The following is a 23,552-nucleotide window of genomic DNA, read 5'->3' as shown; positions in this document are numbered from 1 at the left end:
AAAGGGCCTCGGAAAAGGCCCCGAAAAAAACCTGGAAAAAACCCCGGAAAAGGTTCCGGGGCCCGGGGCGGTGCGCGGCCAGGCGCCTATGCGGCGGCAGTCTGAGCCAGTATGCGCTCGGCCTCGGCCCGCACCCGTGCGGGCGCGGTGCCGCCTATGTGGTCGCGCGCCGCCACCGAGCCTTCCAGGGTGAGGAAACCGTAGACGTCCTGCTCGATGGCGCCGTGGAAGCCCTGCAGTTCCTCCAGCGCCAGGTCGGCCAGGTCGCAGCGCTTTTCCTCGCAGGCCCGCACGGCGCGAGCCACGGTTTCGTGGGCGTCGCGGAACGGCACCCCCTTCCTGACCAGATAGTCGGCCAAGTCGGTGGCGGTGGCGTAGCCCTGCAACGCCGCCTGGCGCATGGCCTCGGGGCGCACCCTGATGCCACCGATCAGGTCGGCGAATATGGTCAGGGTGTCGCGCACCGTATCGGCCGAGTCGAACAGGCCTTCCTTGTCTTCCTGGTTGTCTTTGTTGTAGGCCAGCGGCTGGCCCTTCATGAGCGTCAGCAGCGCCGTCAGGTTGCCATAGACGCGGCCGGTCTTGCCGCGCGCCAGCTCGGGCACGTCGGGGTTCTTCTTTTGCGGCATGATCGAGCTGCCCGTGCAGAAACGGTCGGCCAGGTCGATGAAGCCCACGCGCGGGCTCATCCACAGCACCAGTTCTTCGGACAAGCGCGAGATGTGCATCATGACCAGCGCGGCGGCGGCACAGAATTCGATGGCGAAATCGCGATCGGAAACCGCATCCAGCGAGTTGCGGCAGACCCCGTCGAAGCCCAGGGTGGTGGCGACGCGTTCGCGGTCTATGGGAAAGGTGGTGCCGGCCAGGGCGGCCGCGCCCAGCGGCAGGCGGTTGACGCGCTTGCGGCAGTCGGCCAGCCGCTCGGCATCGCGGCCGAACATTTCGGCATAGGCCAGCAGGTGGTGCCCGAAGGTGACAGGCTGGGCCACCTGCAGATGCGTGAAGCCCGGCAGGATGGTGGCGGCATGTTCCAGCGCCAGGCCGGCCAGGGCGTGGCGTACCCGGCCCAGCAGTTCGAGCGCGTGATCGATCTCGGCGCGCACCCAGAGGCGGATGTCGGTGGCGACCTGGTCGTTGCGCGAACGCCCGGTATGCAGCCGCTTGCCGGCGTCGCCGATCAATTCGACCAGCCGCTTCTCGATGTTCAGGTGCACGTCTTCCAGGTCGATCGACCATTGGAAGCGTCCGGCGTCGATCTCTTCCTGGATGCTGGCCATGCCTTTCTGGATGGCGGCGTAGTCGTCATTGCTGATGACTCCGACGGCGGCCAGCATCTCGGCGTGGGCCAGCGAACCCTGGATGTCCTGGTGCGCCAGGCGCTGGTCGAAGCCTACCGAGGCGGTATAGCGTTTGACGAGATCGGAAACCGGCTCGGAAAACCGGGCGGACCAGGCTTGGGCCTTGTTGGCGAACTGATCCTGCTGCGGGGTGGGGGCTTGATTTGACATAGTGGCGAAATTATAAAGGAGCGCCCTGCAAGCAGCGTCCGGCGCTGCGAGGCAGGCGCAGCCAGGGCCCGGCGCCGGCCCGTCAATGCGGCACCCTTTTGGGTTTCGGGGTGCGCGTGCCTTGGCCCCGGAACCGGGCCGGTGGGCAGGCGGGTGCGGCGTGCGATAATTCCATCCTTGATTTTCCTGCACGACAAGGTCAAGCGAAATGACGGCGGTCAAGCTGGGGCTAGCCCAGATCAACACCACGGTGGGCAATGTGAAGGCCAATGCGGAGCAGATCCTCGCTGCTGCCCGCTGGGCGCATGGCCAGGGCGTGGACGTGCTGCTCACGCCCGAGCTGGTGATGATCGGCTACCCGGCCGAAGACCTGCTGCTGCGGCCCGCCTTCGTCGATCAGCAAGACCGCGAGCTGCAGCGGCTCTGTGCCGAGCTGGCGCAATTCGCCGGGCTGCACGTGGTGGTGGGCCATGCCTGCCGGCAGGGCAGGCTGCTCTACAACGCGGCTTCGGTGCTCGCGGCGGGGCGCATCCTGCATACTTATTTCAAGCGCGAGCTGCCCGACTACGGGGTGTTCGACGAAAAGCGCTACTTCCGCCCGGGCGGCGATCCGGTGGTGTTCGAGGTCAAGGGCGTCAGGTTCGGCCTGAACATCTGCGAGGATGCCTGGTTTGCCGCGGCGCCTCAGCTGGCCAGGCAGCAAGGCGCTCAGGTTCTGCTGGTGCCCAACGCCTCGCCCTACAGCACCCGCAAGCACCACGAACGCATCGAACGCATCGCGCCCAATACGGCCGGCATGACGCTGGCCTACCTGAACAAGATCGGCGGCCAGGACGAGCTGGTGTTCGACGGCGGCTCTTTCGTGCTCGGCCCGGACGGCGCCCTGGCCGCGCGCCTGCCGCTGTTCGAGCCGGCGCACGCCGTGCTGGAGCTGGATGCCGCCGGCCGCCCGGTGGCCGCGTCCGCTGCGCCGGCCGAATGGCCGCAGCCGCTCGAGCAGGTCTGGAAAGCGCTGGTGCTGGCGGTGCGCGACTATCTGGGCAAGAGCGGTTTTTCCAAGGCCTTGCTGGGCCTGTCCGGGGGAATAGACTCGGCGCTGGTGCTGGCGCTGGCCGTCGAGGCCCTGGGGGCCGACAAGGTGCGCGCCGTCATGATGCCCTCGCGCTACACCGCCGACATCTCCCTGATCGATGCGCGCCAGATGGCCGAGGGCCTGGGCGTGCACTACGACGAGATCGCTATCGGCGCGCTGGCGCAGGCCTACGAACAGGCGCTGGCGCCACAGTTCTGCGGCCTGGCGGCCGACACGACCGAAGAAAACATCCAGGCGCGCATACGCGGCAACCTGCTGATGGCGCTGTCCAACAAAACAGGGGCGCTGGTGCTTACCACCGGCAACAAGTCGGAGCTGGCCACCGGCTACTGCACCCTGTATGGCGACATGGCCGGCGGCTACGCCGTCATCAAGGACGTGCCCAAGACTCTGGTGTACGAGCTGGCGCGCTGGCGCAATCGCGCCGCCGAGGTGATACCCCGGCGCATCATCGAGCGCCCGCCCTCGGCCGAATTGCGGCCCGACCAAAAGGATCAGGACAGCCTGCCTCCGTACGATGTGCTCGATGCCATCATCGAGCGCTATGTGGAGGACAATCAGGCCGTCGCCGACATAGAAAAGGCCGGCTTCGCCGCCGACACGGTGGCCCAGGTCGTGCGCCTGATCCGCATCAGCGAATACAAGCGCCGCCAGGGGGCCATCGGGCCCAAGATCACTTCGCGCGCCTTCGGGCGCGACTGGCGCTACCCGATCACCAATGGTTTTCGCGAATGAATCGCTCGGCCCGGCATGTGCGGGCCTCGACGCCGCAGGGCGGGGCGCGGGCCGGCGCCGGGCCGCAGGGCGGGCCACTCATCTAATAGGGCTAATATGGAGCAAGCAATGAAGCTGATAGCCGCGATCATCAAACCTTTCAAGCTGGATGAAGTGCGTGAAGCTCTGGCCGAGATGGGGGTCAGCGGGCTGACCGTCACCGAGGTCAAGGGTTTCGGCCGGCAAAAGGGCCACACCGAGCTGTATCGCGGCGCGGAATATGTGGTGGACTTCCTGCCCAAGATCCGCGTCGAGGTCGTGCTGCCCGACGAGATGGTCGACGCCGCCATCGACGCCATCGTCAAGGCCGCCTACACCGGCAAGATCGGCGACGGCAAGATCTTCGTCATGCCGGTCGAGCAGGCCATCCGCATCCGCACCGGCGAAAGCGGCACCGACGCGCTGTAAGGCCCGTGTCCTTTGCGGGCCGCGCCACCCCATTGGGGCGGCGCGCCGGCACGCGTCCGAGGCTCGCTCAGGACGCCTGGACGCCCGCGCAGCCCGCCACCCCGCGCCCCGTTTTTACGGGGCGTACTTTTTTGCGCCCCACAAAGACAATCCCGCCACCGGCCGAGGCCGGCGTCCCGGCCCGTGCACGCCTACGGGTAGAGGGGGGAATTGCAAATTGGCGCCATCGACAATTAGGGTATTTCACTAAGGAAAACGACAGGGTTATCGTGCATATTGTGGATGTTGCAGAAAATTCCTGTGCTGTTACAGTTAGAATTACCAGGCGAGCCGCGTAAATTCCCCTTTTGCGCGGCCGGCTTAACAGGAGACAATGTGTATACGTGGCCGGTATCGGCCATTACGCGGCCGGCGCTCCGCATGTATGCTTTTCAGCGCCCCAAAAGGAGAAATCTCATGAAGTTGATGCCCCTAGTACTGGCTGCCGCAGTCGGCTTTGTCGGAATGGCCTCCGCCCAGGCGGCCAGTCGCATGGACAAAATCAAGTCGACCGGCGTCGTAACCCTCGGCTATCGCGATGCATCCATTCCCTTTTCGTACCTGGACGATCACCAGAAGCCCATCGGCTATTCCATGGACATCTGCCATGGCATCGTCGACGCGCTGTCCAAAGACCTGAAACGGCCGCTTACCATCAAGCTGGTTCCCGTCACCTCGTCCACCCGCATTCCGCTGGTGGCCAACGGCACGGTCGACATCTCCTGCGGCTCGGCCACCAACAACGCCGACCGCCAGAAGCAGGTCAGCTTCGCTCCCACCACCTTCGTCACGGCCACGCGCTTCACCGCGCTCAAGTCCTCGCACGTCAACAAGCTGTCCGACTTCAAGGGCAAGACGGTGGTTTCGGTGTCCGGCACCAGCAACTTGCGCTGGCTGGTACAGGCCAACTCCGACCAGAAGCTGGGCATGCGCATCATCACCGCCAAAGACCACCCCGAGGCCTTCCTGACGGTGCAAAGCGGCCGTGCGGCGGCCTTCTTCATGGACGACATCCTGCTGGCCGGCCTGGTTGCCACCTCGCACCAGCCCAGCGAATGGATGATCAGCAAAGACGGCTACACCATCGAGCCCTACGGCATGATCGAGCCCAAGAACGATCCTGAATTCAAGACCGCGGTGGACAACGCCGTCAAGGCCATGATGAAGGACGGCACGATCGACACGCTTTATGCCAAGTGGTTCACCAAGCCGGTGCCGCCCAAGAACGTCAACCTGAACTGGGCCATGACGCCCGAGGTCAAGAAGGTCATCGCCCATCCGACCGACTCGCCCGACCCCGCCGTCTATAAGTAACAGTCTTCCCGCAACGTACGGTGCAGCCCCTCACAGGGGCTGTGTCGTATTCCAATCCCGGGTGCTCGCCCGCCAAAGTTGCGCAGGCAGGGCGCCTCTCAGGACGGATGCATGAATTACCACTGGAACTGGTCCATCTTCTGGGACATGTCGCCCGACGGCTCGGGCACCTACCTGCACACCATGGTGCGCGGGGTAGGCTGGACGCTATCGGTTTCCGCCGTGGCGTGGGTCATCGCCCTGATCATGGGCGTAATCATCGGCGTGCTGCGCACCGGGCACATCGCCTGGCTCAGAAAACTGGGCACGGCCTATGTCGAATTCTTCCGCAATATTCCGCTGCTGGTGCAGCTGTTCCTGTGGTACTTCGTCGTTCCCGAGGTCGTGCCCAAGGCGATGGGCGACTGGATCAAATCGGCCGACCCCACCATCAGCACTTACTGGACGGCGGTGATCTGCCTGGGCCTGTTCACTTCCATACGCGTGGCCGAGCAGATCCGCGCCGGCATAGGCTCGATCCCGCGCGGCCAGACCATGGCCGCCACGGCGCTGGGGCTGGGGCGCGCGCAGGTGTACCGCTACGTACTGCTGCCCATCACCGCGCGCATCATCATGCCGCCGCTCACCTCGGAAGCGCTCAACCTCATCAAGAACACCTCGGTGGCCTTCACCGTGGGCTTGCTGGAAATCACCGGCGCGGCGCGCTCCATGCAGGAATTCTCCTTCCAGGTCTTCGAACCCTTCGCCGCGGCGACCTTGCTGTATTTCATCATCAATACCGTCGTCGTGACCCTGATGCGGGCCATCGAGAAATGGTTCAGCGTGCCGGGCTTCGCCGGCGCCGAGCGCTAGGGGAACAGCATGCATTTCAATTTCGAAATCGTCCTGCGCACGCTGCCCTACACCATAGGCACAGGCATGGTGTTCACCATCAAGCTGACGGTGCTGGCCACTATCCTGGCCGTGGCTCTGGGCACCTTGCTGGCCATGATGCGGCTGTCGTCCAACTGGCTGCTGTCCACGGTGGCCGCGGGCTATGTCAATTTCCTGCGTTCGCTGCCCTTCATCCTGATCATCTTCTGGTTCTATTTCCTGGTGCCGTACTTCGTCGGCTGGATCACCGATGCCGGCGGGCCGGTGGCGGTGGGCGGCTTCACCTCGGCGCTCATCACCTTCACCTTGTTCGAGGCCGCTTATTTCTGCGAAATCATGCGCGCCGGCATCCAGTCGGTGTCGATCGGCCAGATAGGCGCCGGCTACGCCCTGGGCCTGAACTACTGGCAGGTCATGGGCCATGTGGTGCTGCCGCAGGCCTTCCGCAACATGACGCCGGTGCTGCTCACGCAGATGATCGTGCTGTTCCAGGACACTTCGCTGGTCTATGTGCTGTCGCTTACCGACTTCCTGGGTGCGGCCAACAACGTCGGCCAGCGCGACGGCCGCCTGGTCGAGATGTTCATCTTCGCGGCCGTGGTTTATTTCGTGATGTCGTACGTGGCATCGCTCAGTGTCAGGGCGCTGGAGCGCCGCATGACGATCATACGTTGAGGAAAGCAGGATGCCCATGATCGAATTCAAGAACGTCAGTAAATGGTACGGCTCCTTCCAGGTGCTGACGGATTGCAGCACCTCGGTGTCTAAGGGCGAGGTGGTGGTGGTGTGCGGCCCGTCGGGCTCCGGCAAGTCCACGCTCATCAAGACCGCCAATGCGCTCGAGCCCTTCCAGAAGGGGGAAATCTGGATAGACGGCGTATCGGTCGGCGCTCCGGGCACCAATCTGCCCAAGCTGCGCTCGCGCATCGGCATGGTGTTCCAGCATTTCGAGCTGTTCCCGCACCTGTCGGTCATGCGCAATCTGTCGCTGGCGCAGATCAAGGTGCTGGGCCGCAAAGAATCCGACGCCCTCGAGCGCGGCCGCAAGCTGCTCGAGCGCGTCGGCCTCTCGGCGCACGCCGAGAAATTTCCCGGCCAGCTCTCGGGGGGCCAGCAGCAGCGCGTGGCCATCGCCCGCGCGCTCGCCATGGATCCCGTGGCCATGCTGTTCGACGAACCGACCTCGGCGCTGGATCCGGAAATGGTCAACGAAGTGCTCGACGTCATGGTCGACCTGGCCAAGGAAGGCATGACCATGATGGTGGTCACCCACGAAATGGGTTTCGCGCGCAAGGTGGCCGACCGGGTCATCTTCATGGATGCTGGTGCCATTGTCGAAGACTGCAGCAAAGAAGAATTCTTCGGCAACACCGAGGCGCGCTCCGACCGCGCCAAGCTGTTCCTGTCCAAGATCCTGTCGCACTGAAGCCGTATCGCCGGGTGGCGCCGGCGCGTCGGGGGGCTTGTTCCCCAGGCCTGGCTCAGGCCGGCAGGCCGCTGCCGCCGCGTCGCTCGCGCAGCCACAGCCAGGCCAGCGCCAGCAGCACGACGGCCACGAACGGGTAGACGATCAGGTTCACGGTCTGCCAGCCGCCGCGCGCCATGACCTGCCCGGACGAAAAAGAGGCGATGGCCACGCTGCCGAACACCAGGAAATCGTTCAGCGCCTGCACCCGGCTCTTTTCCTCGGGCCGATAGCAATCGGTGACCATGGACGTCGCGCCGATGAAGCCGAAATTCCAGCCCAGGCCCAATATGATCAGCGTGCCCCAGAAGTGCGCGATGTCCAGCCCCGACAAGGCCACGCTGCAGGCCACGCCTATCAGCGCCACGCCGGTGATGGTGATGGCGATCTTACCGTAGCGCTCGATCAGCCGGCCGGTGAAGAAACTTGGCCCGTACATGGCCAGAATGTGCCACTGGATGCCCAGGGTCGCGTCGCTGACCGTGTGGCCGCAGCCCACCATGGCCAGCGGCGTAGCCGTCATGAGGAAGTTCATAAGGGCGTAGGAAATCACGCCGGCAAGCACTGCGACGATGAAGCGCGGCGTGCGCGCGATTTCCGCCAGCTTGCGGCCGCCGCGGGCCTGCTGTGCCGCGGCGGGAGGCGCGATGCGCAGGCTCAGCACCAGCGGCAGGGCCAGTAGCGCGATACAGGCCTGGGCGATGAATGCGGCAGCGTAGGGCACGGCGGGCCAAATGTTGCGCGTGTGGATGATGGTCTGTGCGGCGATGATGGCGCCGAACAGCCCGCCTACCATCACCCAGGCAATGGCGCGGGTGCGGAATTGCGGCGCGGCGGCGTCGGCCGCGGCGAAGCGGTAGCTCTGGACGTAAGCCGAGTACAGCCCGGCGAACAGGGTGCCCAGGCACAGCAGTGCAAAGGCCTGCAGGTAGATGCCGCCGGCCGAGATCAGCCCGGCGGCCATGCCCAGCAGCGCGCCGATGACATAGCCGTAGCGCCGGCCCAGCCGCCGCATGACCAGGGCCGCCGGGATAGTGCCGAAGGCCAGCCCCAGGCTGTAGGCGGTGATCGGCACCGTGGCCAGTTCCGGACGGCTGGCAAGCTGCTGCCCGGCCAGGCCGCCCAAGGCGATGACGATGGCCGGGCTGGCGCCGCCCAGGGCCTGCAGGCACGACAGCGTGATGGCGTTGCGCCGCGAGGCGGGGGCGGGCGCGGCGGCGAAGGCGACATTGTCGGGTGAGGTCATGTCTGGTAGGGAAAGGGTAAGGGAGCTCGATGAGCTGCGCGCCAGTCTTGCCTGGGATTCATGCCTGGTGCGTTGCGGGGAATGGCGGGCCGTGGCGGCGCTCGTTTGCTCCGGCTGGTTGGTATGCCGCGGCCAGGCGCCAGAAACCGGGCAGGAAGCATTCTGCGACCGATAGGGGCTGTCCGCCGCGCCGGAACACCGAGCAGCGCGCCAGCAGCGCCGGCGCTGCGCATGCGGCCTCGGGCAGCCCGGCGCGCAGCGCCCGGTACAGGGGCTGCCAGCGGTCGAGGCGACGGGTATAGAAAGGCGAGCGGCTGATGCGGGGATCGGCATACAGCATGTCGGCCAAGGGCCGGCTGCGCAGGCGCCGCATGCCTTGCCACCACGCGTGCGAGGCCGCCAGCGGCGTCACGCTGCGCGCCAGTACGCTGTCCACGCCGTTTATGCTCATGACGATTTCGCGCGCCCAGATCGGAGAACGCGGCGCCAGGCCGAGCATCCAGGCTTCATTGCGGCACAGGCCTTCGGCTCGCTCGCGCAGCACGCGTAGCCGCACGCGTCCGAGGCGCTGCAGGCCGGCGGTGAGGGCGCCGGGGCGAGTCAGCCAGTACTGGTGCTCGCGGCCGAGCGCCGGGGCCGTGCCGGCGAGCCAGCCCGCACGGCGGTCGGATGGAGTGCTCATGAACGCCATTATCGCCAAACTCTTACAATCGCGCTCATGGAAAAGACCAGAATCTCGAAGCTGATGGCCGAGCGCGGCCTGTGTTCGCGGCGCGAGGCCGACAGCTATATAGAACGGGGCTGGGTGCGGGTCGACGGCGTGGTGGTTGCGGAGCTGGGCAGCAAGGCCTACCCCGACCAGCAGATCACCCTCGAACGCCCGGCCCTGCAGCGCCAGACCGCGCGCGTCACCATTTTGCTGAACAAGCCCGTGGGCTATGTCTCGGCCCAGGCGGAAAAAGGCTATCGGCCGGCAGTGTCGCTGATCCAGGCTGCCAGCCGCTACCGCGGCGACCGCGCGCCGCTGCGCTTCGACCCGTCGCATCTGCGCGGGCTGGCGCCGGCCGGCCGCCTCGACATCGATTCCCAGGGCCTGCTGGTGCTGACCCAGGACGGCCGTGTGGCGCGCCAGTTGATCGGCGACGATTCCGAGGTCGACAAAGAGTACCTGGTGCGGGTGCAGGGCCGCATCGCGTCCGACGGGCTGGCGCTGCTCAATCACGGTCTCGAGCTCGACGGCAAGCCCCTGCGCCGGGCGCAGGTGGAATGGCTCAATCGCGACCAGTTGCGCTTCGTGCTGCATGAGGGCAAGAAGCGGCAGATCCGCCGCATGTGCGAGCTGGTGGGCTTGAAGGTGGTCGGCTTGAAGCGGGTGCGGATGGGCAAAGTGGCGCTGGGCGACCTGCCGCAGGGGCAGTGGCGCTATCTCAGGAAAGGTGAACGCTTCGCCTGATTCCCTTGCTGGATCAATCGTGCACTGAGGCAGCTTCGCTTGCCGTACGGGTCGCGCTGCCTGCGCTTCGCTTTCGCGTTCCGCGTCGGTTCAGAAATGGAATGGCGCCGCCGCGATTCACCGCAGGCGGGGCGCTAACGCCGGCCGGTCATGCCGGCCTGCGCCGCGGCGTCCTGGCTGCCGGTCAGCGTCCAGGCGGCGCGTTCGTCCAGCGCCAGCTTGTCGCGCAGCCATGGCAGGGCCTGCTGCAGCTGCGCATGCAGCGTCCAGGGCGGATTGACCACGAACATGCCGCTGCCGTGCAGGCCATGGCCGTCGGCCGCCGGCTTGCGCACCGTGAGCGTGGCATGCAGCCAGTCGCCGCAGCCCAGGTGTTCCAGCGAGCGAGCCAGCTCCTGCGGCTCGCGGCGCGGCACCAGCGGATACCAGACCGCATAACAGCCCGTGGCAAAGCGCTTCAGGCCCTCGCGCAGCGCGTTCAGGGTGCGGCGGTAATCAGTCTTGTCTTCGTACGAGGGGTCGATCAGCACCACGCCGCGCCGCGTCGGCGGCGGCAGCAAGGCCTTCAGGCCCTCGAACCCGTCGGCCTCGTAGACCGTGACCTGGCGCTGCGCCGGGCGGCCCTGGCTGCGCAGGTTGCGCCTGAGCACGTCCGCCTCCGAGGGATGCTGCTCGAACAGCCGCAGGCGATCGCGCTCGCGCAGGCTGTGCAGGGCCAGCCACGGCGAGCCGGGGTAGAAATTGGCGATGCCGTCGGCATTGCAGCGCTGCACTTCGTCCAGATAGTCTTCGATCAGGGGCGGCACGGGCTCGCCGTCGAGCAGGCGATCCAGGCCGTCGGCGAATTCGCCGTTCTTCACCGCCCAGTCGCTGGCCAGGTCGTACACTCCGGCGCCGGCGTGAGTGTCCACGACCCAGTAGGGTGCGGGCTTGAGATTCAAGTGGCGCAGGATATGGACGAAGACGGCGTGCTTGAGCACGTCGGCGTGATTGCCTGCGTGAAAGGCGTGTCGATAGCTGAACAAAAAGGGCTCCGGCAGCGGCCCGGCGGGCGCGGCGCCGCTGCCAGCCGCAATGGCGGGCAGGGCGGTGCGTCTTCGATCCGGGCGCGGAATACGTCCGTGCGCGGGCTGCGCTGCGCGGACGCGCAAAGCGATAGCATACAGGCAGGCGGCGCGGGGACGGATGGTAAACTTCAGGAAAATTTTAGATACAGCGCCCGGCGTTGCGCGCCGGCGCTGTATTTTTGGTATAAATCGTCACTCCCCGGCTGATCCGGGGGGCGAGACAGCGAGTCATTCATGTTTGAATTCATCCGCACGCATCAGCGCCTGATGCAGCTCATTCTGCTGGTGCTGATTGTGCCGTCGTTCGGCCTGATCGGTATCAGCGGCTATACCACGTATGTATCGGGCAACCACGACCTGGTCAAGGTCGATGGCTCGGCGGTCACCATGCAAGACTTCGACCAGGCGCGGCGCAATCAGCTGCAGCAGCTGCAGCAGGCCAACCCGTCGGGCTTCGATCCCAGTTCGCTGGACAATCCCGCCGCGCGCAAGGCGCTGCTCGATACGCTGGTCGACCGCCGTGTGCTGGTGGAAACCGCCAGCCAGAACCATTTCAGCGTTTCCGACGCCGTGCTCAGGCAAGCCATCGCCTCCATCCCTCAGTTGCAGGTCAACGGCCAGTTTTCCGCCGAGCGCTACAACGAGGTGCTGAAGTCCATCGGCGCCACCAGCAAGGAATTCGAACAAGGCCGGCGCGCCGAGATGGCCATCGATCGCGTGCTCGGCCCGGTGGCCATGACGGCCAGCGTGCCCAAGCCCGTGGCCACCTCGCTCGAGCAGGCGCTGACCGACGAGCGCGTGCTGAGCGTGCATGCCTACGCGGCCACCGACTACGCCAAAGATGTCAAAGTCAGCGACCAGGACATCAAGGACTGGTACGAGCACAACAAGCAGAAGCTGAAGCTGCCGGAACAGGTCAGCGCCCAGTACCTGCTGCTCAACGAGGCCGCCGCCATGCAGGGGCTGCCGGCCGTCAGCACTGACGACTTGAAGAAATACTACGAGCAGAACAAGAAGCGCTTCGTCACGCCGGCGCGGGTTCGGCTCAGCCATATCCTGGTCGAGGTGCCGGTAGGCGCCACCGAAGCGCAGCGCCATACCGCGCTCGGGCAGGCCGAGAAAATCTCCAAGGAAGTGCACGCCGACACGAGCCGCTTCGCGGAAATCGCCCGCAAGCAGTCGCAAGACGCCGGCACCGCCTCCAAAGGCGGCGACCTGGGCTGGATCACCAAGGGCTCGTGGCCGGCGAAGCTCGAGCAGGCCGTATTCGCGCTCAAGAAGGGCGAGGTCTCGGGCGTGGTCGACGGCCCCGGCGGCTATCACATCTTCCTGGCCGAAGACGTGCAGCCGCAGCAGACCGAAACCTTCGAACAGGCGCGCGCCAAGGTCGAGAGCGAAGTGCGGCGCCAGCTCGGCGCGGATCGCTTCGCCGACATGGCCACCAAGCTCACCAGCCTGGTCTACGACAATGCCTCCAGCCTGCAGCCGGCCGCCGATGCGCTGGGCATGAAGATCCGTACGGCCGACGGCATCGCCCGCGACCGGCTGCTGCCCGCGGTAGAAGTGGGGCCAGCGGCGGCTTCGGCCAGCCCCGACGCTTCCTTGCTGGATGACGCGCGCGTGCGGCGGGCGCTGTTCTCCAGCCAGGTGCTGACCGACAAGCAGAATTCCGGGGTCATAGAAATCTCGTCCGACACCATGGTCGTGGTGCGGATTGCCAAGCTGACTCCGGCCCAGGTGCCGGAACTGGGCAAGGTGTCGGAACTCATCCGCCACCGGCTCGTCGCCGAGCGCGCACAGGCCGCTGCCGAGCAGGCCGGCCAGGCGGCCCTGGCTTCCTACGGCAAGCAGGCGCCGGCCCAGGCTCCCACGGGCTTCGGTGCCACGCTGACGGTCAGCCGCATCGATGCCCAGGGCCTGGACAAGCAGGTGCTGGACGCGGCCCTGGCCGTGCCCGGCAAAGACCTGCCTCAGTTCAAGGGCGTCAAGACGCCCCAGGGCTATTCCGTGCTGTATATCCAGAAGGCCGTGCCGGGCAAGCCCAACCCCTCGCTGCAGGCGTCCTTGCCCGTAGAGCTGGCCCAGGCCTGGGGCCAGGCCGAAGAGCACGCCGTGCTCGAAGCTCTGAAGGCCCAGGCCAAGATCAAGCTCATGCCGCAAGCCCAGAAGGTGCTGGCCGGCGAGGCCGACGACCAGAACGGCTAAGCGTCTGGCAGCCTCGTCCTCGCGGCCGCGCGAGGCAGGCTCGCCGAGCGCAATCGCGCTGCGCGTGGCCCGGCCCGCCTGCGCGGCCGGTTCGTATTCCCGCTTTTTGGCGTGCGCCTCAGCCCTTGATGCGCACGATCTTCTGCACCTGCGGCACGTGCCGTATGGCGCGGATGACCTGCGCCAGGTGCTTGCGGCTGTCGACCTGCACCGTCAGGTGCAGCAGCGCGGTGGCGGCCGCGTCGTCCTGCATGGTCAGGTGCATGATGTTGGAGTCGGCCTCGGTGATCTCGGCCGCGATGCGGCCCAGCACGCCGCGTTCATTGATGACAGTGACGTCCAGCCGGGTGGAGAGGTGGCGCGCGGTGGTGGTGTCCCACACCACCGGTATCCAGCGTTCCGGTTCGCGGGCGCGCTGGCGCTGCGCCACGGCGCATTCGGCCATGTGCACCACCAGCCCGTGGCCCAGCCGTATGCCGCCTATGATGGCGTCGCCCGGCAGCGGGCCGCAGCACGGCGCCAGCTGTACCGCCTGGCCTTCGTTGCCCTGGATGAGTATGGGCGCGCTGGCGGTAGAGGTGATTTCGTCGACCGCCGCCGCGGTAGTGGCCAGCATGGCGTTTTCGGGCGCGAAGCGGCGCGCCACCACGGCCGCCAGGCGCTTGCCCAGGCCGATGTCGGCCAGGATCTCTTCGCGCGAGCTGGCGCCGGAACTCTTGGCCAGCTTTTCCCATTCGGGGTCGTCGTCGGCGGGGTGGGGCAGGTGCAGCTGGTCGAAGGCCTGGTTCAGCAGGCGCAGGCCGAAGGCTACTGATTCCTCGTACTTGACCGTACGCAGGTAGTGGCGGATTTCCGAGCGCGCCCGGCCGGTGCGCACATAGTTGAGCCATTGCGCGCTGGGCCGCGAGGCCGGCGAGGTGACGATCTCGACGGCGTCGCCGCTTTTGAGTTCGGTGCGCAGCGGCGCGAATTCGCCGTTGATCTTGGAGGCCACCGCCTGGTTGCCGATGTCGGTATGGATGGTATAGGCGAAATCCACCGGCGTGGCGCCGCGCGGCAGCGAAATGATCTTGCCCTGCGGCGTGAACACGTAGACCGCGTCGGGAAACAGGTCGACCTTGACGTGCTCGAGGAATTCGCCCGAGTCGCCCGTCTGGCTCTGGATGTCGAGCAGCGACTGCAGCCACTGGTGGGTGCGCTTCTGCAGGTCGTTGAGCGTCGCGTCGTCTTCTTTGTAGAGCCAGTGCGAAGCCACGCCTTCTTCGGCCACGTGATCCATGTCGCGCGTGCGGAACTGGAATTCCACCGGCGTGCCGTAGGGCCCCACCAGCGTGGTGTGCAGCGACTGGTAGCCGTTGAGCTTGGGGATGGCGATGTAGTCCTTGAACTTGCCGGGCACCGGCCGGTACAGCTGGTGCAGCGTGCCCAAGGCCAGATAGCATTCGGGCAGGGTGTGCACGATGACCCGGAAGCCGTAGATGTCGAGCACGTCCGAGAAGGACTTCTTCTGCTCGACCATCTTGGTGTAGATACTGTAGAGCGATTTTTCACGGCCGCTGACTTCGGCTTCGATGCCGGCGGCCGGCAGCGCCATCTTGACCGCGTCGGTGATCTTGCCCAGCACCTCGCGGCGGTTGCCGCGCGCCGCCATCATGGCCTTGTGCAGCACGGCGTAGCGGTTGGGATAGACGGCGTGGAAGCATAGATCCTGCATTTCCCGGAACAGTGCGTTCAGGCCCAGCCGGTGGGCGATCGGCGTGTAGATTTCCAGGGTTTCGCGGGCCACGCGGCGGCGTTTTTCCGGGTCGACCGCGTCCAGCGTGCGCATATTGTGCAGGCGGTCGGCCAGCTTGATGAGTATGACGCGCACGTCGCGCGCCATCGCCAGCAGCATCTTGCGAAAGCTTTCGGCCTGCTGCTCGGCCTTGGTGGCGAAATCGAGCCTGTCCAGCTTGGACAGGCCGTCGACCAGCTCGGCCACGTCGGCGCCGAAGCGCTCGGCCAGTTCCTGTTTGGCGACGCCCTGGTCTTCCATGACGTCGTGCAGCAGCGCGGCCATGAGCGATTCGGCGTCCAGCTTCCAGCCGGCGCAAATTTCGGTAACCGCTATGGGGTGCGAGATGTAGGGCTCGCCGCTGGCGCGGAACTGGCCCAGATGGGCCTGGTCGGAAAAGCGATAAGCCTCTTTGACGCGCTCGACGTCTTTCGAATCCAGGTACTGGCTGATGATGCGGGTGAGGGGCGCAAGCGAGGCGATGGCCGCCGACGCCGGCCCTTGCTCATGCGCGGCCGGCGCAGTCTGCGTCTTGGCCGAGGGCTTGCGCCGGCGCAGGCGCGAGCCCTTTTTCAGTACAGCCAGCAGCCCGGACGAAGCACCTCGGAGACCTGAGAACGCCATGAGCCAGTCCGGAGAGGTGTATCAGGTTGGAACCTTGCGCAGCATTTCCACGCCGGTGACACCGGCGGCGATTTCGCGCAGCGCCGTGACCGTGGGTTTGTCTTTGCTGTCGATGCGCGGTTCGTGGCCCTGGGCCAGCTCGCGGGCGCGGTAGGTGGCGGCCAGAGTGAGGTTGAAGCGGTTGGGGATCTGTTCCAGACAGTCCTCGACGGTGATACGAGCCATGGATAACCTGTATGACGTGAATGACGAAAATGGGATTTGTTACGCGGCGCTATTGCTGATGCCGAGCTGCGAGAACAGATCGGCATGGCGCGCGGCCTGTGTCGCATAGCGCAGGCGGGTGGCCGCGACGATTTGCGAAAGCTGCGTTAGTGCAACGCTAAATTCTTGATTAATAATAACATATTGAAACTCGTGCGCGTGCGACATTTCGCTGCCGGCGGCCAGCAGGCGGCGTGAAATCACGTGCGGCGCGTCCTGGCCGCGCTTGTACAGGCGCGTCTCCAGGGCCTCGATCGAGGGCGGCAGGATGAATATGCCGACCGCGTCGGGAAAGTGCGCGGCGATCTGGCGCGCGCCCTGCCAGTCGATTTCGAGCAGCACGTCGCGCCCCTGGCGTATGGCTTCGTCGATGCGATCGCGCGGCGTGCCGTAGAAGTTGCCGTGCACCTCGGCCCATTCCAGCAGGGCGCCGGCTTCGCGCAGGCGCAGGAATTCTTCTTTTTCGATGAAGCGGTAGTGCTGGTTTTCTTTTTCGCCGCTGCGCGGAGCGCGCGTGGTGCAGGAAATCGACAGCATCATGTCGGGCTCTTGCGCGAGCAGGGCGTTGACCAGGCTGGATTTGCCCGCGCCGCTGGGGGCTACCACCATAAATATATTGCCGCTATAAGATGCCATTGTCTTTCGTCGGTAAAAATCGGGCCGGGCACGCAAGCGCCGCCCCGTCGGTCTTGTCAGTGCGCAGCGTCGTCCGTGTCTTGCCGCAGCCCCAGCGCCGCGAGTGTGGCCTGGTAGGCCGCCGCGTCGGCGCACAGGAACACCGCGGCGTCGCCGGGGTTCATGTTGAAGGCCACATCGCCCACCTGCTCGTCGGCGTCCTCGGCCCGGCCCACTGCGGCGACGTGCAGGTCGCCGTCGGCCTCGAATTGTTCCTGCGGAACGAAATCGGCCACGACGTTGACGTCGGGCTCGCTGACGACCGCGTAGGCGGTGAAGCGCAGGTCTTCGATCGAGACCTCGAGAACCACCCCGTTGTCCAGGGTACCGGCGATGCGGCTGATGGCGTCCATGCTGATGCGGCTTGTGTTCATGCGGCGCGCATTGTAGCGCCGAAGGTGAAGGTGGTGATGTTGGCCGGAGGCAGGTTGGCCCAGACGATCTTGGAACGCGTTTGCTGCGGCGCCAGGTATTGGCGCCACTTGGGCGTGCGCAGGTGATAGCTGAACTGGATGGCCACGCCGTCCTGGCCCAGCAGCGTCTGCCACTGCTGCAAGATGGCGCGGGTCTGGTGTTCGGGCAGCGAGCACAGCGGCAGGCTCGATACGATGGCGCGAATCTTGCGGCCGGCGGGCACCAGGCGGCTGAGCTCGGCGGCGTTGCCATGGACGATGTCCAGGCCGGCGAAGCGCAGGCGCAGGCGCTGCACGAACGGGCGGGAATACTCCACCAGCATCAGGTCTGCAGGCGCTACGCCGTGATCCAGTAGCGCCTGGGTGATGGCGCCGGTGCCGGCGCCCAGTTCGATGACCAGGCCGTCCGATTCGGTCGGTACCTGGCGCGCCATGTGCCGCGCCAGGTAGCGCGAGCTGGGGCAGATGGCGCCGACCGCGCCTGGCTGGGTAAGGAGTTCCTGGATGAAGAGTCCGGGGGCGACGTTTTTGATGTATCCGGTGATCCGCTGTGCGTGTGGAAAACGCAGTACTCGATGCATCTGCCGCCTCATCCTGTGGTTTTGTGGCCTGCCACCTTATCAGCCCCGGCTGTCGCCTGCCTTAACGATTTGTAAACCGCAACGCAGCCGCGGCGGCTCGGGGCACTCCCAGTCAGTCAAGTATATATTCGTTTGCGCCGGGCCGCCGGCCTGATCTTTTTATCGGTCTTGCCGGCTTATTCCAGCGCCAGGGTCGCGACCACCGGCGCGTGATCCGAGGGCTGCTCGTTGGCGCGCATTTGCTTGTCGATGCCGCAGGCCGTGCAGCGCGGGCCCAGGGCCTGCGACAGCAGCACGTGATCGATACGCAGGCCCGCGTTGCGGCGGAATGCGAACTGGCGGTAGTCCCACCATGTATAGGACTTGGGCGGCTGCTCGAACTGCCGGAAGGCGTCGCTCAGCCCCAGCGCCAGCAGCGCCTGGAACGCCGCGCGCTCGGGCTCCGACACCAGCACCTGCCCCTCCCATTTGGCCGGATTGTGCACGTCTGCGTCGGCCGGCGCCACGTTGTAGTCGCCCAGTATCGCCAGGCGCGGATGGCGCTGCAGTTCGTCGGCCAGCCAGGTACGCAGCGCCGCAAACCATTCGAGCTTGTAGGCGTATTTGTCGCTGCCCACCGCCTGGCCGTTGGGGCAGTAGGCGCTGATCACCCGCAGCGGCCCGGCGGGGCTGGGCAGCGTGGTGGCGATGAGGCGCTGCTGGGGGTCTTCGAAGCCCGGCAGATTGCGCTGCGGCTCGGTGCCGGGCTGGCGCGAGATCACGGCCACGCCGTTGTACGTCTTCTGCCCCGCCCACTGCGCGTGGTAGCCCATATCGGCGAAAGCCTGCAGGGGGAACTGATCATCGGCGAGTTTCAGCTCTTGCAGGCACAGCGCATCCACGGGATTGGCGCGCAGCCAATCCAGAACCTGCGGCAGGCGAACCTTGAGGGAGTTGACGTTCCAGGTGGCGAGTTTCATAGTGGAAATAATTGTGTTATTAATCAATTGGTTATAACTCCACCACGGGCTGTTTTTTCGGGCTAGCTACCCACCTAGCTACCCAATTTTGGGTTGGTGGGTGTTTTTTCTTAGTGTTGCGTGAATACGACTATGGTATCAGCACGGCGCCTTGTTCCGCTCGATCATGGCATGAAGGCTGGCTGCGGTGATTCCGCTGGAGCGTTTGCCGATCTTGACGAGTTCTAGCTTGCCGTCATGGACCAGTCGGTAGATGGTGGAGCGTGAAACCCCCAGCTTTGCTTCTGCCACATTGATGCGGTAGAGCAGGGCACGTGTCGCAGGGCGGTGAGGCGGATGAGTGGTGAAGGTGCTTGCTACTGTCATAAGTCGATCCTTTTGCGGATGGCTGGTGAAAATAGAGATTTGAAAATGCGTGTACGGGTACTTTGGTAGAGGGTCATATGGACGCCTGCCAAAGCGGGCTCGCCGGAGCCCTGGGGCCGACCCGCCAAGATGCCACGATGAGGGTCAGATGCTTTGACCACCTTCGGCAGCGCTAGGTGCTGATCCGCCGGGGCGGGTCACCTAGGTGCCGAGGGCTGCAGTCTTTCCTGCTGCCGTCATGGAATTACGTCGCCATTTCTGATAGTGGGCATTCTGATGAATGCTCCGGGCGCTTCCGTTTGGGGAAGTCCCCGCCACCCGTAGCCACTCATGCCCCACGCGAGGGGCTGGCTGCTGGCGGCGGATTTCATCGGTTTTACTTCAACCCCGATGCCTTACAGGTTGCTGCACAATCGCGCGCCGCGTAGTCGGGCTGGGGTGCAGTGTTCATCGTTTGTTGTTTGTTAAAGAGCTGGCTTGCATAAAGCAGTTAAAGCATTCTCATCAATATGATTAGTTATGTCAATAGACAATTAACTGATTATTTTTATAAATGATTCAAGGCTTTACTGGGGGAGAAATGAGGTTAGCCGATCCTCGGCGGAGCGGGGATGCAGCAGATGGGCAATTTGTTTGTGCCTGTGACGCTCACCGCGCAGCGCGCTGATCCTGTATTCTGCCTATCCCCTAGAGGCTGAACAAAGCGCCTTGGTTCAGGTTGGCTCAGCTTGTTTCATGTGCACTGTGCAGTTATTTGACTTACCGTTACAAGTTTATTGGCTGATCTTGAACTTTACGGCCACGAATCGGCACGAATAGCTGATTTTCGTTGTATCGATATAGCAGTTTTTACCTTATAAAATCCATGTTGGTAGCATGGTTATGGAAACATATGCCCGATTTTCAACCTGTTCGTGATGCATGTGCCGTGATGGGCGGTATGACCAAGCTAGCTCAAAAGCTGGGTTTGCCAGTCCAAGTGGTAAGTAGCTGGGCAGCTGGAGCGCGTCCGGTGCCGATTATCCGGTGTGTGGAGATCGAGGAACTGACGGGCGGAGAAGTCACCCGAAAGCAGTTGCGCCCAGACGATTGGTGGCAAATTTGGCCGGAACTGAGGGGAGAGGAATGACTGTTCGGCTCAGTAGCTAGATCACCACCTGCAGTGGTCACTATCCACGGAATCAAAGTGATGCGTCTACGCAACTTATGCAGTTCGAGATCAGACTGCGCCCGGGCGACGCCGACTTACGGTGGATTGCGCCAACTGTCGCTTTCAGGCATCCGCCGGAGAGCAAGCCGATCGATTGTTCCCGCTGCTGTCGCCATTTATGCTGGAACTTTGCGGAGCCGGACGCCAAATTATGGCGTTGCGGAGGCCGTCGCGGAAATAGGCTGAGCTTTTTCTACCCGAAGCGCGAGCAAGGCCATGAACCCGATCATCCATAGTCCAGAGGTCACCCACAGGGCCCCAGACTGCCAGCGATCCAGGCATAGTCCGAAGAGCCACGGCGCCGAGGCCTGAGCGATGCGGGCAGGCACCATCAGCACACCTTGTTTCGTCCCGTAGCCCTGCGGCCCGAAGAACACCAACGGCAGCGTGCCCTTGGCGATGGTCATGATGCCGTTGCCGGCACCGTGCAACAGCACGAACGCCGAGGCAAATGGCGCACCCAGAGTCAGGAGGATGACAGCGCCCACAGGGTGTGCCAGGGCCGCCAGACGGGACGAAAGCATCGGTTGGATTCGGCGCTGAAAACCGAGCTCCAGCAAACGCGCTCCCACCTGAGCCGGTCCCAGCAGCGAGCCGGCCGCCACGGCTGCGGCGAGCGTGGCACCGGTAGCCATGAGCAGGCGCGGCAAGTGGGCAGCCAAAGCCGTGCTGACGAACTGGGCGATAGCGAACACGACGGCCAGGAGAATCGTGTTGCGCATCGCTTCGCGGGGGGGCGTGACACTTTGCGGTTCCTGTTGTTGTGTCGAGCGGACGTTGATCGGCACCGCCGAAGGCAGGAGGCTGTTCAGGGGCAGAGCCAGAAAGAGGTGCAGGCCGGCCCACGCAAAGCACGCGCCACGCCAGCCAATATGCAGTTCCAGGTAGCTCGACAGCGGCCAGCCGACCGTGCTGGCAAACCCGGCAATCAGCGTGATGCCCGAGATGGCGTTGCGCGAGTCCCTACCGTAGAGGGCGACCAATGCGGCGAAGGCAGCTTCGTACAGGCCACTGCCCAGCCCCACGCCCAGCAGTGCCCATGCGGCGAAGAGACTCGCGACGCCATGCACGCAGCCCAGCCAGATCAGGCCCAAGGCGAACAAGACATTGGTGACAATGAGCACGGGCCGCCCGCCCAGGCGGTCTATCGCCCGCCCCGCGTAAGGGCCCAAAAGCGCGGAGATCAGCAAGGCCAACGAGAAGGCGGCGAAGATCGTGGGTATGGCAACCCCCAGATCCTTGGCCATCGGTGCCGCCAAGATGGCAGGCAAGTAGTAGGAAGAGGCCCAGGCCACGGTCTGTGTCGCGCCCAGCGCCAGGACGACTCCACCGCGATGTGTCAGCCGCATGCTCCCCCTCAGAACGCAATCGCCCGCGTCATCAACGTGGCGCTGACCGGGCACAAGCTTCGGGCTTGCCGGGTGGCCAGGACAGTTTGCGGCGCAGACTCTTTGGCAACAGTTTTAAAGCCTGCCCGCTTGAAGAACGGCACAGCCGTTTCCGTCAACAGCCACGCTTGGCGCGCGCCCTGATCATAGGCGCGGCGCTGCAGCAGCGCCAACAGATTGCGGCCCATGCCTTTGTTCCTATCGGCAGACGGTACGACGACGGATCTCAGCAATATGTCTTGCCCATAACGTTCGAAGCCCCCATAGCCGATCACGCGGCCGGAAAGCGTGCGATAAGCGAAGAAGGCCCGACCGGCTTCGGCCAAGTCGTCCGTGGGCAGGCCGGCGTCCAGCAAGGCGGCGACGAAATCCGGATTATCGCCGGTAGCCTGTTCGTCACGCAGGAAAGGAGCGCCATCTTCCTTGTCCAGGCTGACGGCAAGATCAGGCGCCATGAGATCAAGCGCCAAGTCCGAAGGGCGGCACAGCCTTGTGCCGCGTTCGGTGACAACAAAGGGCCGGTTGATCAAGATGGGGTGCCGCAGCATATGCTCGATGAGCTGCGCGTCGGTGAGCGCCATATCGCCCAGGCCCAGCTCCTTGTAGGGTGTGCCCTTGATGCGCAGGGCGCCGCGGACGGTCAAGCCGGCGTCGGCAATCAGCGACTCAAGCGTCTGGCGACTCGGCGGCGTGACGAGATACTCGATGATGTCAGGTTCAGAACCGGCCGCGCGCAGAAGGGCCAGCACGTTGCGCGACGTGCCGCAATCCGGGTTGTGGTAAATCCTGGTGCTCATAGGGCCGGCTCCCGGGGGGACGCCTTGGCGCTGCATGCGTACCAGCCGCGGGTGCGGTTAACCACCCGCACCACGAGCAACATGACGGGTACTTCGATCAACACCCCCACCACGGTGGCCAGCGCCGCACCGGACTCGAAGCCGAACAGGCTGATAGCGGTGGCCACGGCCAGCTCGAAGAAGTTGCTGGCGCCAATCAGGGCCGAAGGGCACGCAACGTTGTGTTGTTCGCCCAGGCGCCGGTTGAGCCAGTACGCCAGCCCGGAATTGAATAGCACCTGGACCAGGATGGGCACTGCCAGCATGGCAATTACCTGGGGCTGCCCGATGATGGCCTCGCCCTGAAAGGCAAAGAGCAGCACCAGCGTCAGCAACAGCGCGGCAATGGACAGCGAGCCAGCGCGTGCCAGGGCAACATCGAAGGTGGCCTGGCCACGGCGCAGCAACATCCGGCGCCAGAGTTGAGCGAGGATGACTGGAATGACAATGTAGAGCACCACCGAGGTCAGCAGCGTCGCCCACGGCACGGTAATGGACGACAAACCCAGCAGCAGCCCCACGACAGGTGCGAAGGCAAACACCATGATGGTGTCGTTCAACGCCACCTGGGACAAGGTGAAAAGCGGATCGCCGCCGCTGAGCCGGCTCCATACGAACACCATGGCCGTGCATGGTGCGGCGGCCAGCAGGATCAGTCCCGCTATGTAGCTGTCGAGCTGGGCGGCGGGCAGCCACGGCGCGAACACCTGCCGGATGAACAACCATCCCAGGAAGGCCATCGAAAAAGGTTTGACGGCCCAGTTCACGAACAGCGTGACACCGATGCCGCGCCAATGCCGTCGCACCTGGCTCAGCGCGCCGAAGTCCACCTTGACCAGCATGGGGATGATCATCAGCCAGATGAGCACGCCCACCGGCAGGTTGACCTGGGCGATCTCCAGGCTCCCGATGGCCTGGAAAGCGGCGGGCGCCGCCTGCCCCAGCAGGACACCCGCGACGATGCACAGGAAAACCCAGACAGTCAGGTAGCGTTCAAACACACTCATGTTTCCC

The 23,552-nt window shown here is 64.8% G+C and carries 24 protein-coding genes; 10 read left to right on the top strand and 14 right to left on the bottom strand.

The annotated features are described in order from the left end of the window. Window positions 1–86: 86 nt before the first annotated feature. Entirely contained in the window at window positions 87–1,511 is a 1,425-nt protein-coding gene (gene argH, locus CEY11_RS02380) for an argininosuccinate lyase (protein WP_088601760.1), read from the bottom strand. A 208-nt stretch (window positions 1,512–1,719) separates the two neighbouring features. On the opposite strand from argH, the gene CEY11_RS02375 reads away from it, so the two are divergent. The 6 genes from CEY11_RS02375 (at window position 1,720) to CEY11_RS02350 (ending at window position 7,438) form a co-directional block, all read left to right on the top strand. Then, complete coding sequence (locus tag CEY11_RS02375) at window positions 1,720–3,339, top strand: NAD+ synthase (protein WP_088601759.1); 1,620 nt, start codon at window positions 1,720–1,722, stop codon at window positions 3,337–3,339. 108 nt (window positions 3,340–3,447) lie between these two features. Beyond that, a complete protein-coding gene (locus CEY11_RS02370; protein WP_088601758.1) occupies window positions 3,448–3,786 on the top strand; it encodes a P-II family nitrogen regulator in 339 nt (112 codons plus the stop codon). Between the two features lie 456 nt (window positions 3,787–4,242). Beyond that, window positions 4,243–5,139: an amino acid ABC transporter substrate-binding protein gene (locus CEY11_RS02365; RefSeq protein WP_088601757.1), complete on the top strand. Its 897-nt coding sequence runs from the start codon at window positions 4,243–4,245 to the stop codon at window positions 5,137–5,139. 111 nt (window positions 5,140–5,250) lie between these two features. After that, entirely contained in the window at window positions 5,251–5,991 is a 741-nt protein-coding gene (locus tag CEY11_RS02360) for an amino acid ABC transporter permease (RefSeq protein WP_088601756.1), read from the top strand. Between the two features lie 9 nt (window positions 5,992–6,000). After that, complete coding sequence (locus CEY11_RS02355; protein WP_088601755.1) at window positions 6,001–6,687, top strand: amino acid ABC transporter permease; 687 nt, start codon at window positions 6,001–6,003, stop codon at window positions 6,685–6,687. A gap of 16 nt (window positions 6,688–6,703) precedes the next feature. Continuing rightward, window positions 6,704–7,438 carry an amino acid ABC transporter ATP-binding protein gene (locus tag CEY11_RS02350; protein WP_088602014.1) on the top strand — a complete coding sequence of 245 codons (735 nt, stop codon included), beginning with the start codon at window positions 6,704–6,706 and terminating at the stop codon, window positions 7,436–7,438. A gap of 55 nt (window positions 7,439–7,493) precedes the next feature. On the opposite strand, the gene CEY11_RS02345 is transcribed toward CEY11_RS02350, so the two are convergent. Continuing rightward, entirely contained in the window at window positions 7,494–8,723 is a 1,230-nt protein-coding gene (locus CEY11_RS02345; RefSeq protein WP_088601754.1) for an MFS transporter, read from the bottom strand. A gap of 58 nt (window positions 8,724–8,781) precedes the next feature. After that, window positions 8,782–9,405, bottom strand: a complete 624-nt coding sequence (locus CEY11_RS02340) for a chorismate--pyruvate lyase family protein (protein WP_088602013.1) — start codon at window positions 9,403–9,405, stop codon at window positions 8,782–8,784. Between the two features lie 36 nt (window positions 9,406–9,441). On the opposite strand from CEY11_RS02340, the gene CEY11_RS02335 reads away from it, so the two are divergent. Then, window positions 9,442–10,176: a pseudouridine synthase gene (locus tag CEY11_RS02335; protein ID WP_088601753.1), complete on the top strand. Its 735-nt coding sequence runs from the start codon at window positions 9,442–9,444 to the stop codon at window positions 10,174–10,176. A 134-nt stretch (window positions 10,177–10,310) separates the two neighbouring features. Here CEY11_RS02335 and CEY11_RS02330 read toward each other — a convergent pair whose 3' ends face one another. Continuing rightward, window positions 10,311–11,201, bottom strand: coding sequence for a 23S rRNA (adenine(2030)-N(6))-methyltransferase RlmJ (locus CEY11_RS02330; RefSeq protein WP_088601752.1), 891 nt, complete (start codon window positions 11,199–11,201; stop codon window positions 10,311–10,313). On the opposite strand from CEY11_RS02330, the gene CEY11_RS25505 reads away from it, so the two are divergent. Both CEY11_RS25505 and CEY11_RS02325 read left to right on the top strand, forming a co-directional pair. Next, on the top strand, window positions 11,130–11,450 hold the full coding sequence (locus CEY11_RS25505; RefSeq protein ID WP_198958826.1) for a hypothetical protein: 321 nt from the start codon (window positions 11,130–11,132) through the stop codon (window positions 11,448–11,450). The two genes, CEY11_RS02330 and CEY11_RS25505, sit on opposite strands and share 72 nt — an antisense overlap. 27 nt (window positions 11,451–11,477) lie before the next feature. Next, window positions 11,478–13,448: a SurA N-terminal domain-containing protein gene (locus CEY11_RS02325; RefSeq protein ID WP_088601751.1), complete on the top strand. Its 1,971-nt coding sequence runs from the start codon at window positions 11,478–11,480 to the stop codon at window positions 13,446–13,448. 118 nt (window positions 13,449–13,566) lie between these two features. On the opposite strand, the gene CEY11_RS02320 is transcribed toward CEY11_RS02325, so the two are convergent. The 7 genes from CEY11_RS02320 to CEY11_RS02290 all read right to left on the bottom strand — a co-directional run bounded on the left by CEY11_RS02320 (window position 13,567) and on the right by CEY11_RS02290 (window position 19,104). Next, a complete protein-coding gene (locus CEY11_RS02320) occupies window positions 13,567–15,846 on the bottom strand; it encodes a RelA/SpoT family protein (protein WP_088601750.1) in 2,280 nt (759 codons plus the stop codon). A gap of 21 nt (window positions 15,847–15,867) precedes the next feature. Further along, window positions 15,868–16,071: a DNA-directed RNA polymerase subunit omega gene (rpoZ, locus tag CEY11_RS02315; RefSeq protein ID WP_088601749.1), complete on the bottom strand. Its 204-nt coding sequence runs from the start codon at window positions 16,069–16,071 to the stop codon at window positions 15,868–15,870. A gap of 39 nt (window positions 16,072–16,110) precedes the next feature. Next, window positions 16,111–16,746: a guanylate kinase gene (gene gmk, locus CEY11_RS02310; protein WP_088601748.1), complete on the bottom strand. Its 636-nt coding sequence runs from the start codon at window positions 16,744–16,746 to the stop codon at window positions 16,111–16,113. A gap of 56 nt (window positions 16,747–16,802) precedes the next feature. Then, window positions 16,803–17,159, bottom strand: a complete 357-nt coding sequence (locus CEY11_RS02305; RefSeq protein ID WP_233154679.1) for a hypothetical protein — start codon at window positions 17,157–17,159, stop codon at window positions 16,803–16,805. Then, the gene (locus tag CEY11_RS02300; RefSeq protein ID WP_088601747.1) at window positions 17,156–17,779 is read right to left on the bottom strand and encodes a class I SAM-dependent methyltransferase; all 624 of its coding nucleotides are present in this window, start codon (window positions 17,777–17,779) and stop codon (window positions 17,156–17,158) included. Before CEY11_RS02300 ends, CEY11_RS02305 begins: the two co-directional genes overlap by 4 nt. Window positions 17,780–17,955: 176 nt before the next feature. Further along, window positions 17,956–18,738, bottom strand: coding sequence for an exodeoxyribonuclease III (gene xth / locus CEY11_RS02295; RefSeq protein WP_088601746.1), 783 nt, complete (start codon window positions 18,736–18,738; stop codon window positions 17,956–17,958). Between the two features lie 138 nt (window positions 18,739–18,876). Beyond that, the gene (locus CEY11_RS02290) at window positions 18,877–19,104 is read right to left on the bottom strand and encodes a helix-turn-helix transcriptional regulator (protein WP_088601745.1); all 228 of its coding nucleotides are present in this window, start codon (window positions 19,102–19,104) and stop codon (window positions 18,877–18,879) included. A gap of 865 nt (window positions 19,105–19,969) precedes the next feature. Here CEY11_RS02290 and CEY11_RS02285 point away from each other — a divergent pair. Continuing rightward, the gene (locus CEY11_RS02285; RefSeq protein WP_332888354.1) at window positions 19,970–20,233 is read left to right on the top strand and encodes a transcriptional regulator; all 264 of its coding nucleotides are present in this window, start codon (window positions 19,970–19,972) and stop codon (window positions 20,231–20,233) included. 230 nt (window positions 20,234–20,463) lie between these two features. On the opposite strand, the gene CEY11_RS02280 is transcribed toward CEY11_RS02285, so the two are convergent. From CEY11_RS02280 to arsB, 3 genes are read right to left on the bottom strand one after another with little or no spacing between them, the layout of a single operon-like run. Beyond that, a complete protein-coding gene (locus CEY11_RS02280; protein WP_088601743.1) occupies window positions 20,464–21,663 on the bottom strand; it encodes an MFS transporter in 1,200 nt (399 codons plus the stop codon). A gap of 8 nt (window positions 21,664–21,671) precedes the next feature. Continuing rightward, window positions 21,672–22,535 (bottom strand): arsenic resistance N-acetyltransferase ArsN2, encoded by an 864-nt coding sequence (gene arsN2 / locus CEY11_RS02275; RefSeq protein WP_332888353.1) that lies wholly within the window; start codon window positions 22,533–22,535, stop codon window positions 21,672–21,674. Further along, entirely contained in the window at window positions 22,496–23,545 is a 1,050-nt protein-coding gene (arsB, locus tag CEY11_RS02270; RefSeq protein WP_088601741.1) for an ACR3 family arsenite efflux transporter, read from the bottom strand. The genes arsN2 and arsB overlap by 40 nt, the downstream gene beginning before the upstream one ends. Window positions 23,546–23,552 lie beyond the last annotated feature (7 nt).

This window comes from Candidimonas nitroreducens (genome assembly GCF_002209565.1).
Classification (GTDB): Bacteria; Pseudomonadota; Gammaproteobacteria; order Burkholderiales; family Burkholderiaceae_B; genus Candidimonas; species Candidimonas nitroreducens.
Note: the sequence above shows the minus strand (reverse complement) of the source record. Positions and strands in the feature narration are given on the sequence as shown.

Bases quoted from the DNA above. Each gene is read 5' to 3' on its own strand.
- argH (WP_088601760.1), bottom strand. From the start codon at position 1,511: ATGTCAAATCAAGCCCCCACCCCGCAGCAGGATCAGTTCGCCAACAAG.
- CEY11_RS02375 (WP_088601759.1), top strand. From the start codon at position 1,720: ATGACGGCGGTCAAGCTGGGGCTAGCCCAGATCAACACCACGGTGGGC.
- CEY11_RS02370 (WP_088601758.1), top strand. From the start codon at position 3,448: ATGAAGCTGATAGCCGCGATCATCAAACCTTTCAAGCTGGATGAAGTG.
- CEY11_RS02365 (WP_088601757.1), top strand. From the start codon at position 4,243: ATGAAGTTGATGCCCCTAGTACTGGCTGCCGCAGTCGGCTTTGTCGGA.
- CEY11_RS02360 (WP_088601756.1), top strand. From the start codon at position 5,251: ATGAATTACCACTGGAACTGGTCCATCTTCTGGGACATGTCGCCCGAC.
- CEY11_RS02355 (WP_088601755.1), top strand. From the start codon at position 6,001: ATGCATTTCAATTTCGAAATCGTCCTGCGCACGCTGCCCTACACCATA.
- CEY11_RS02350 (WP_088602014.1), top strand. From the start codon at position 6,704: ATGATCGAATTCAAGAACGTCAGTAAATGGTACGGCTCCTTCCAGGTG.
- CEY11_RS02345 (WP_088601754.1), bottom strand. From the start codon at position 8,723: ATGACCTCACCCGACAATGTCGCCTTCGCCGCCGCGCCCGCCCCCGCC.
- CEY11_RS02340 (WP_088602013.1), bottom strand. From the start codon at position 9,405: ATGAGCACTCCATCCGACCGCCGTGCGGGCTGGCTCGCCGGCACGGCC.
- CEY11_RS02335 (WP_088601753.1), top strand. From the start codon at position 9,442: ATGGAAAAGACCAGAATCTCGAAGCTGATGGCCGAGCGCGGCCTGTGT.
- CEY11_RS25505 (WP_198958826.1), top strand. From the start codon at position 11,130: ATGGACGAAGACGGCGTGCTTGAGCACGTCGGCGTGATTGCCTGCGTG.
- CEY11_RS02325 (WP_088601751.1), top strand. From the start codon at position 11,478: ATGTTTGAATTCATCCGCACGCATCAGCGCCTGATGCAGCTCATTCTG.
- CEY11_RS02320 (WP_088601750.1), bottom strand. From the start codon at position 15,846: ATGGCGTTCTCAGGTCTCCGAGGTGCTTCGTCCGGGCTGCTGGCTGTA.
- rpoZ (WP_088601749.1), bottom strand. From the start codon at position 16,071: ATGGCTCGTATCACCGTCGAGGACTGTCTGGAACAGATCCCCAACCGC.
- gmk (WP_088601748.1), bottom strand. From the start codon at position 16,746: ATGGCATCTTATAGCGGCAATATATTTATGGTGGTAGCCCCCAGCGGC.
- CEY11_RS02305 (WP_233154679.1), bottom strand. From the start codon at position 17,159: ATGAACACAAGCCGCATCAGCATGGACGCCATCAGCCGCATCGCCGGT.
- CEY11_RS02300 (WP_088601747.1), bottom strand. From the start codon at position 17,779: ATGCATCGAGTACTGCGTTTTCCACACGCACAGCGGATCACCGGATAC.
- xth (WP_088601746.1), bottom strand. From the start codon at position 18,738: ATGAAACTCGCCACCTGGAACGTCAACTCCCTCAAGGTTCGCCTGCCG.
- CEY11_RS02290 (WP_088601745.1), bottom strand. From the start codon at position 19,104: ATGACAGTAGCAAGCACCTTCACCACTCATCCGCCTCACCGCCCTGCG.
- CEY11_RS02285 (WP_332888354.1), top strand. From the start codon at position 19,970: ATGTTGGTAGCATGGTTATGGAAACATATGCCCGATTTTCAACCTGTT.
- CEY11_RS02280 (WP_088601743.1), bottom strand. From the start codon at position 21,663: ATGCGGCTGACACATCGCGGTGGAGTCGTCCTGGCGCTGGGCGCGACA.
- arsN2 (WP_332888353.1), bottom strand. From the start codon at position 22,535: ATGCAGCGCCAAGGCGTCCCCCCGGGAGCCGGCCCTATGAGCACCAGG.
- arsB (WP_088601741.1), bottom strand. From the start codon at position 23,545: ATGAGTGTGTTTGAACGCTACCTGACTGTCTGGGTTTTCCTGTGCATC.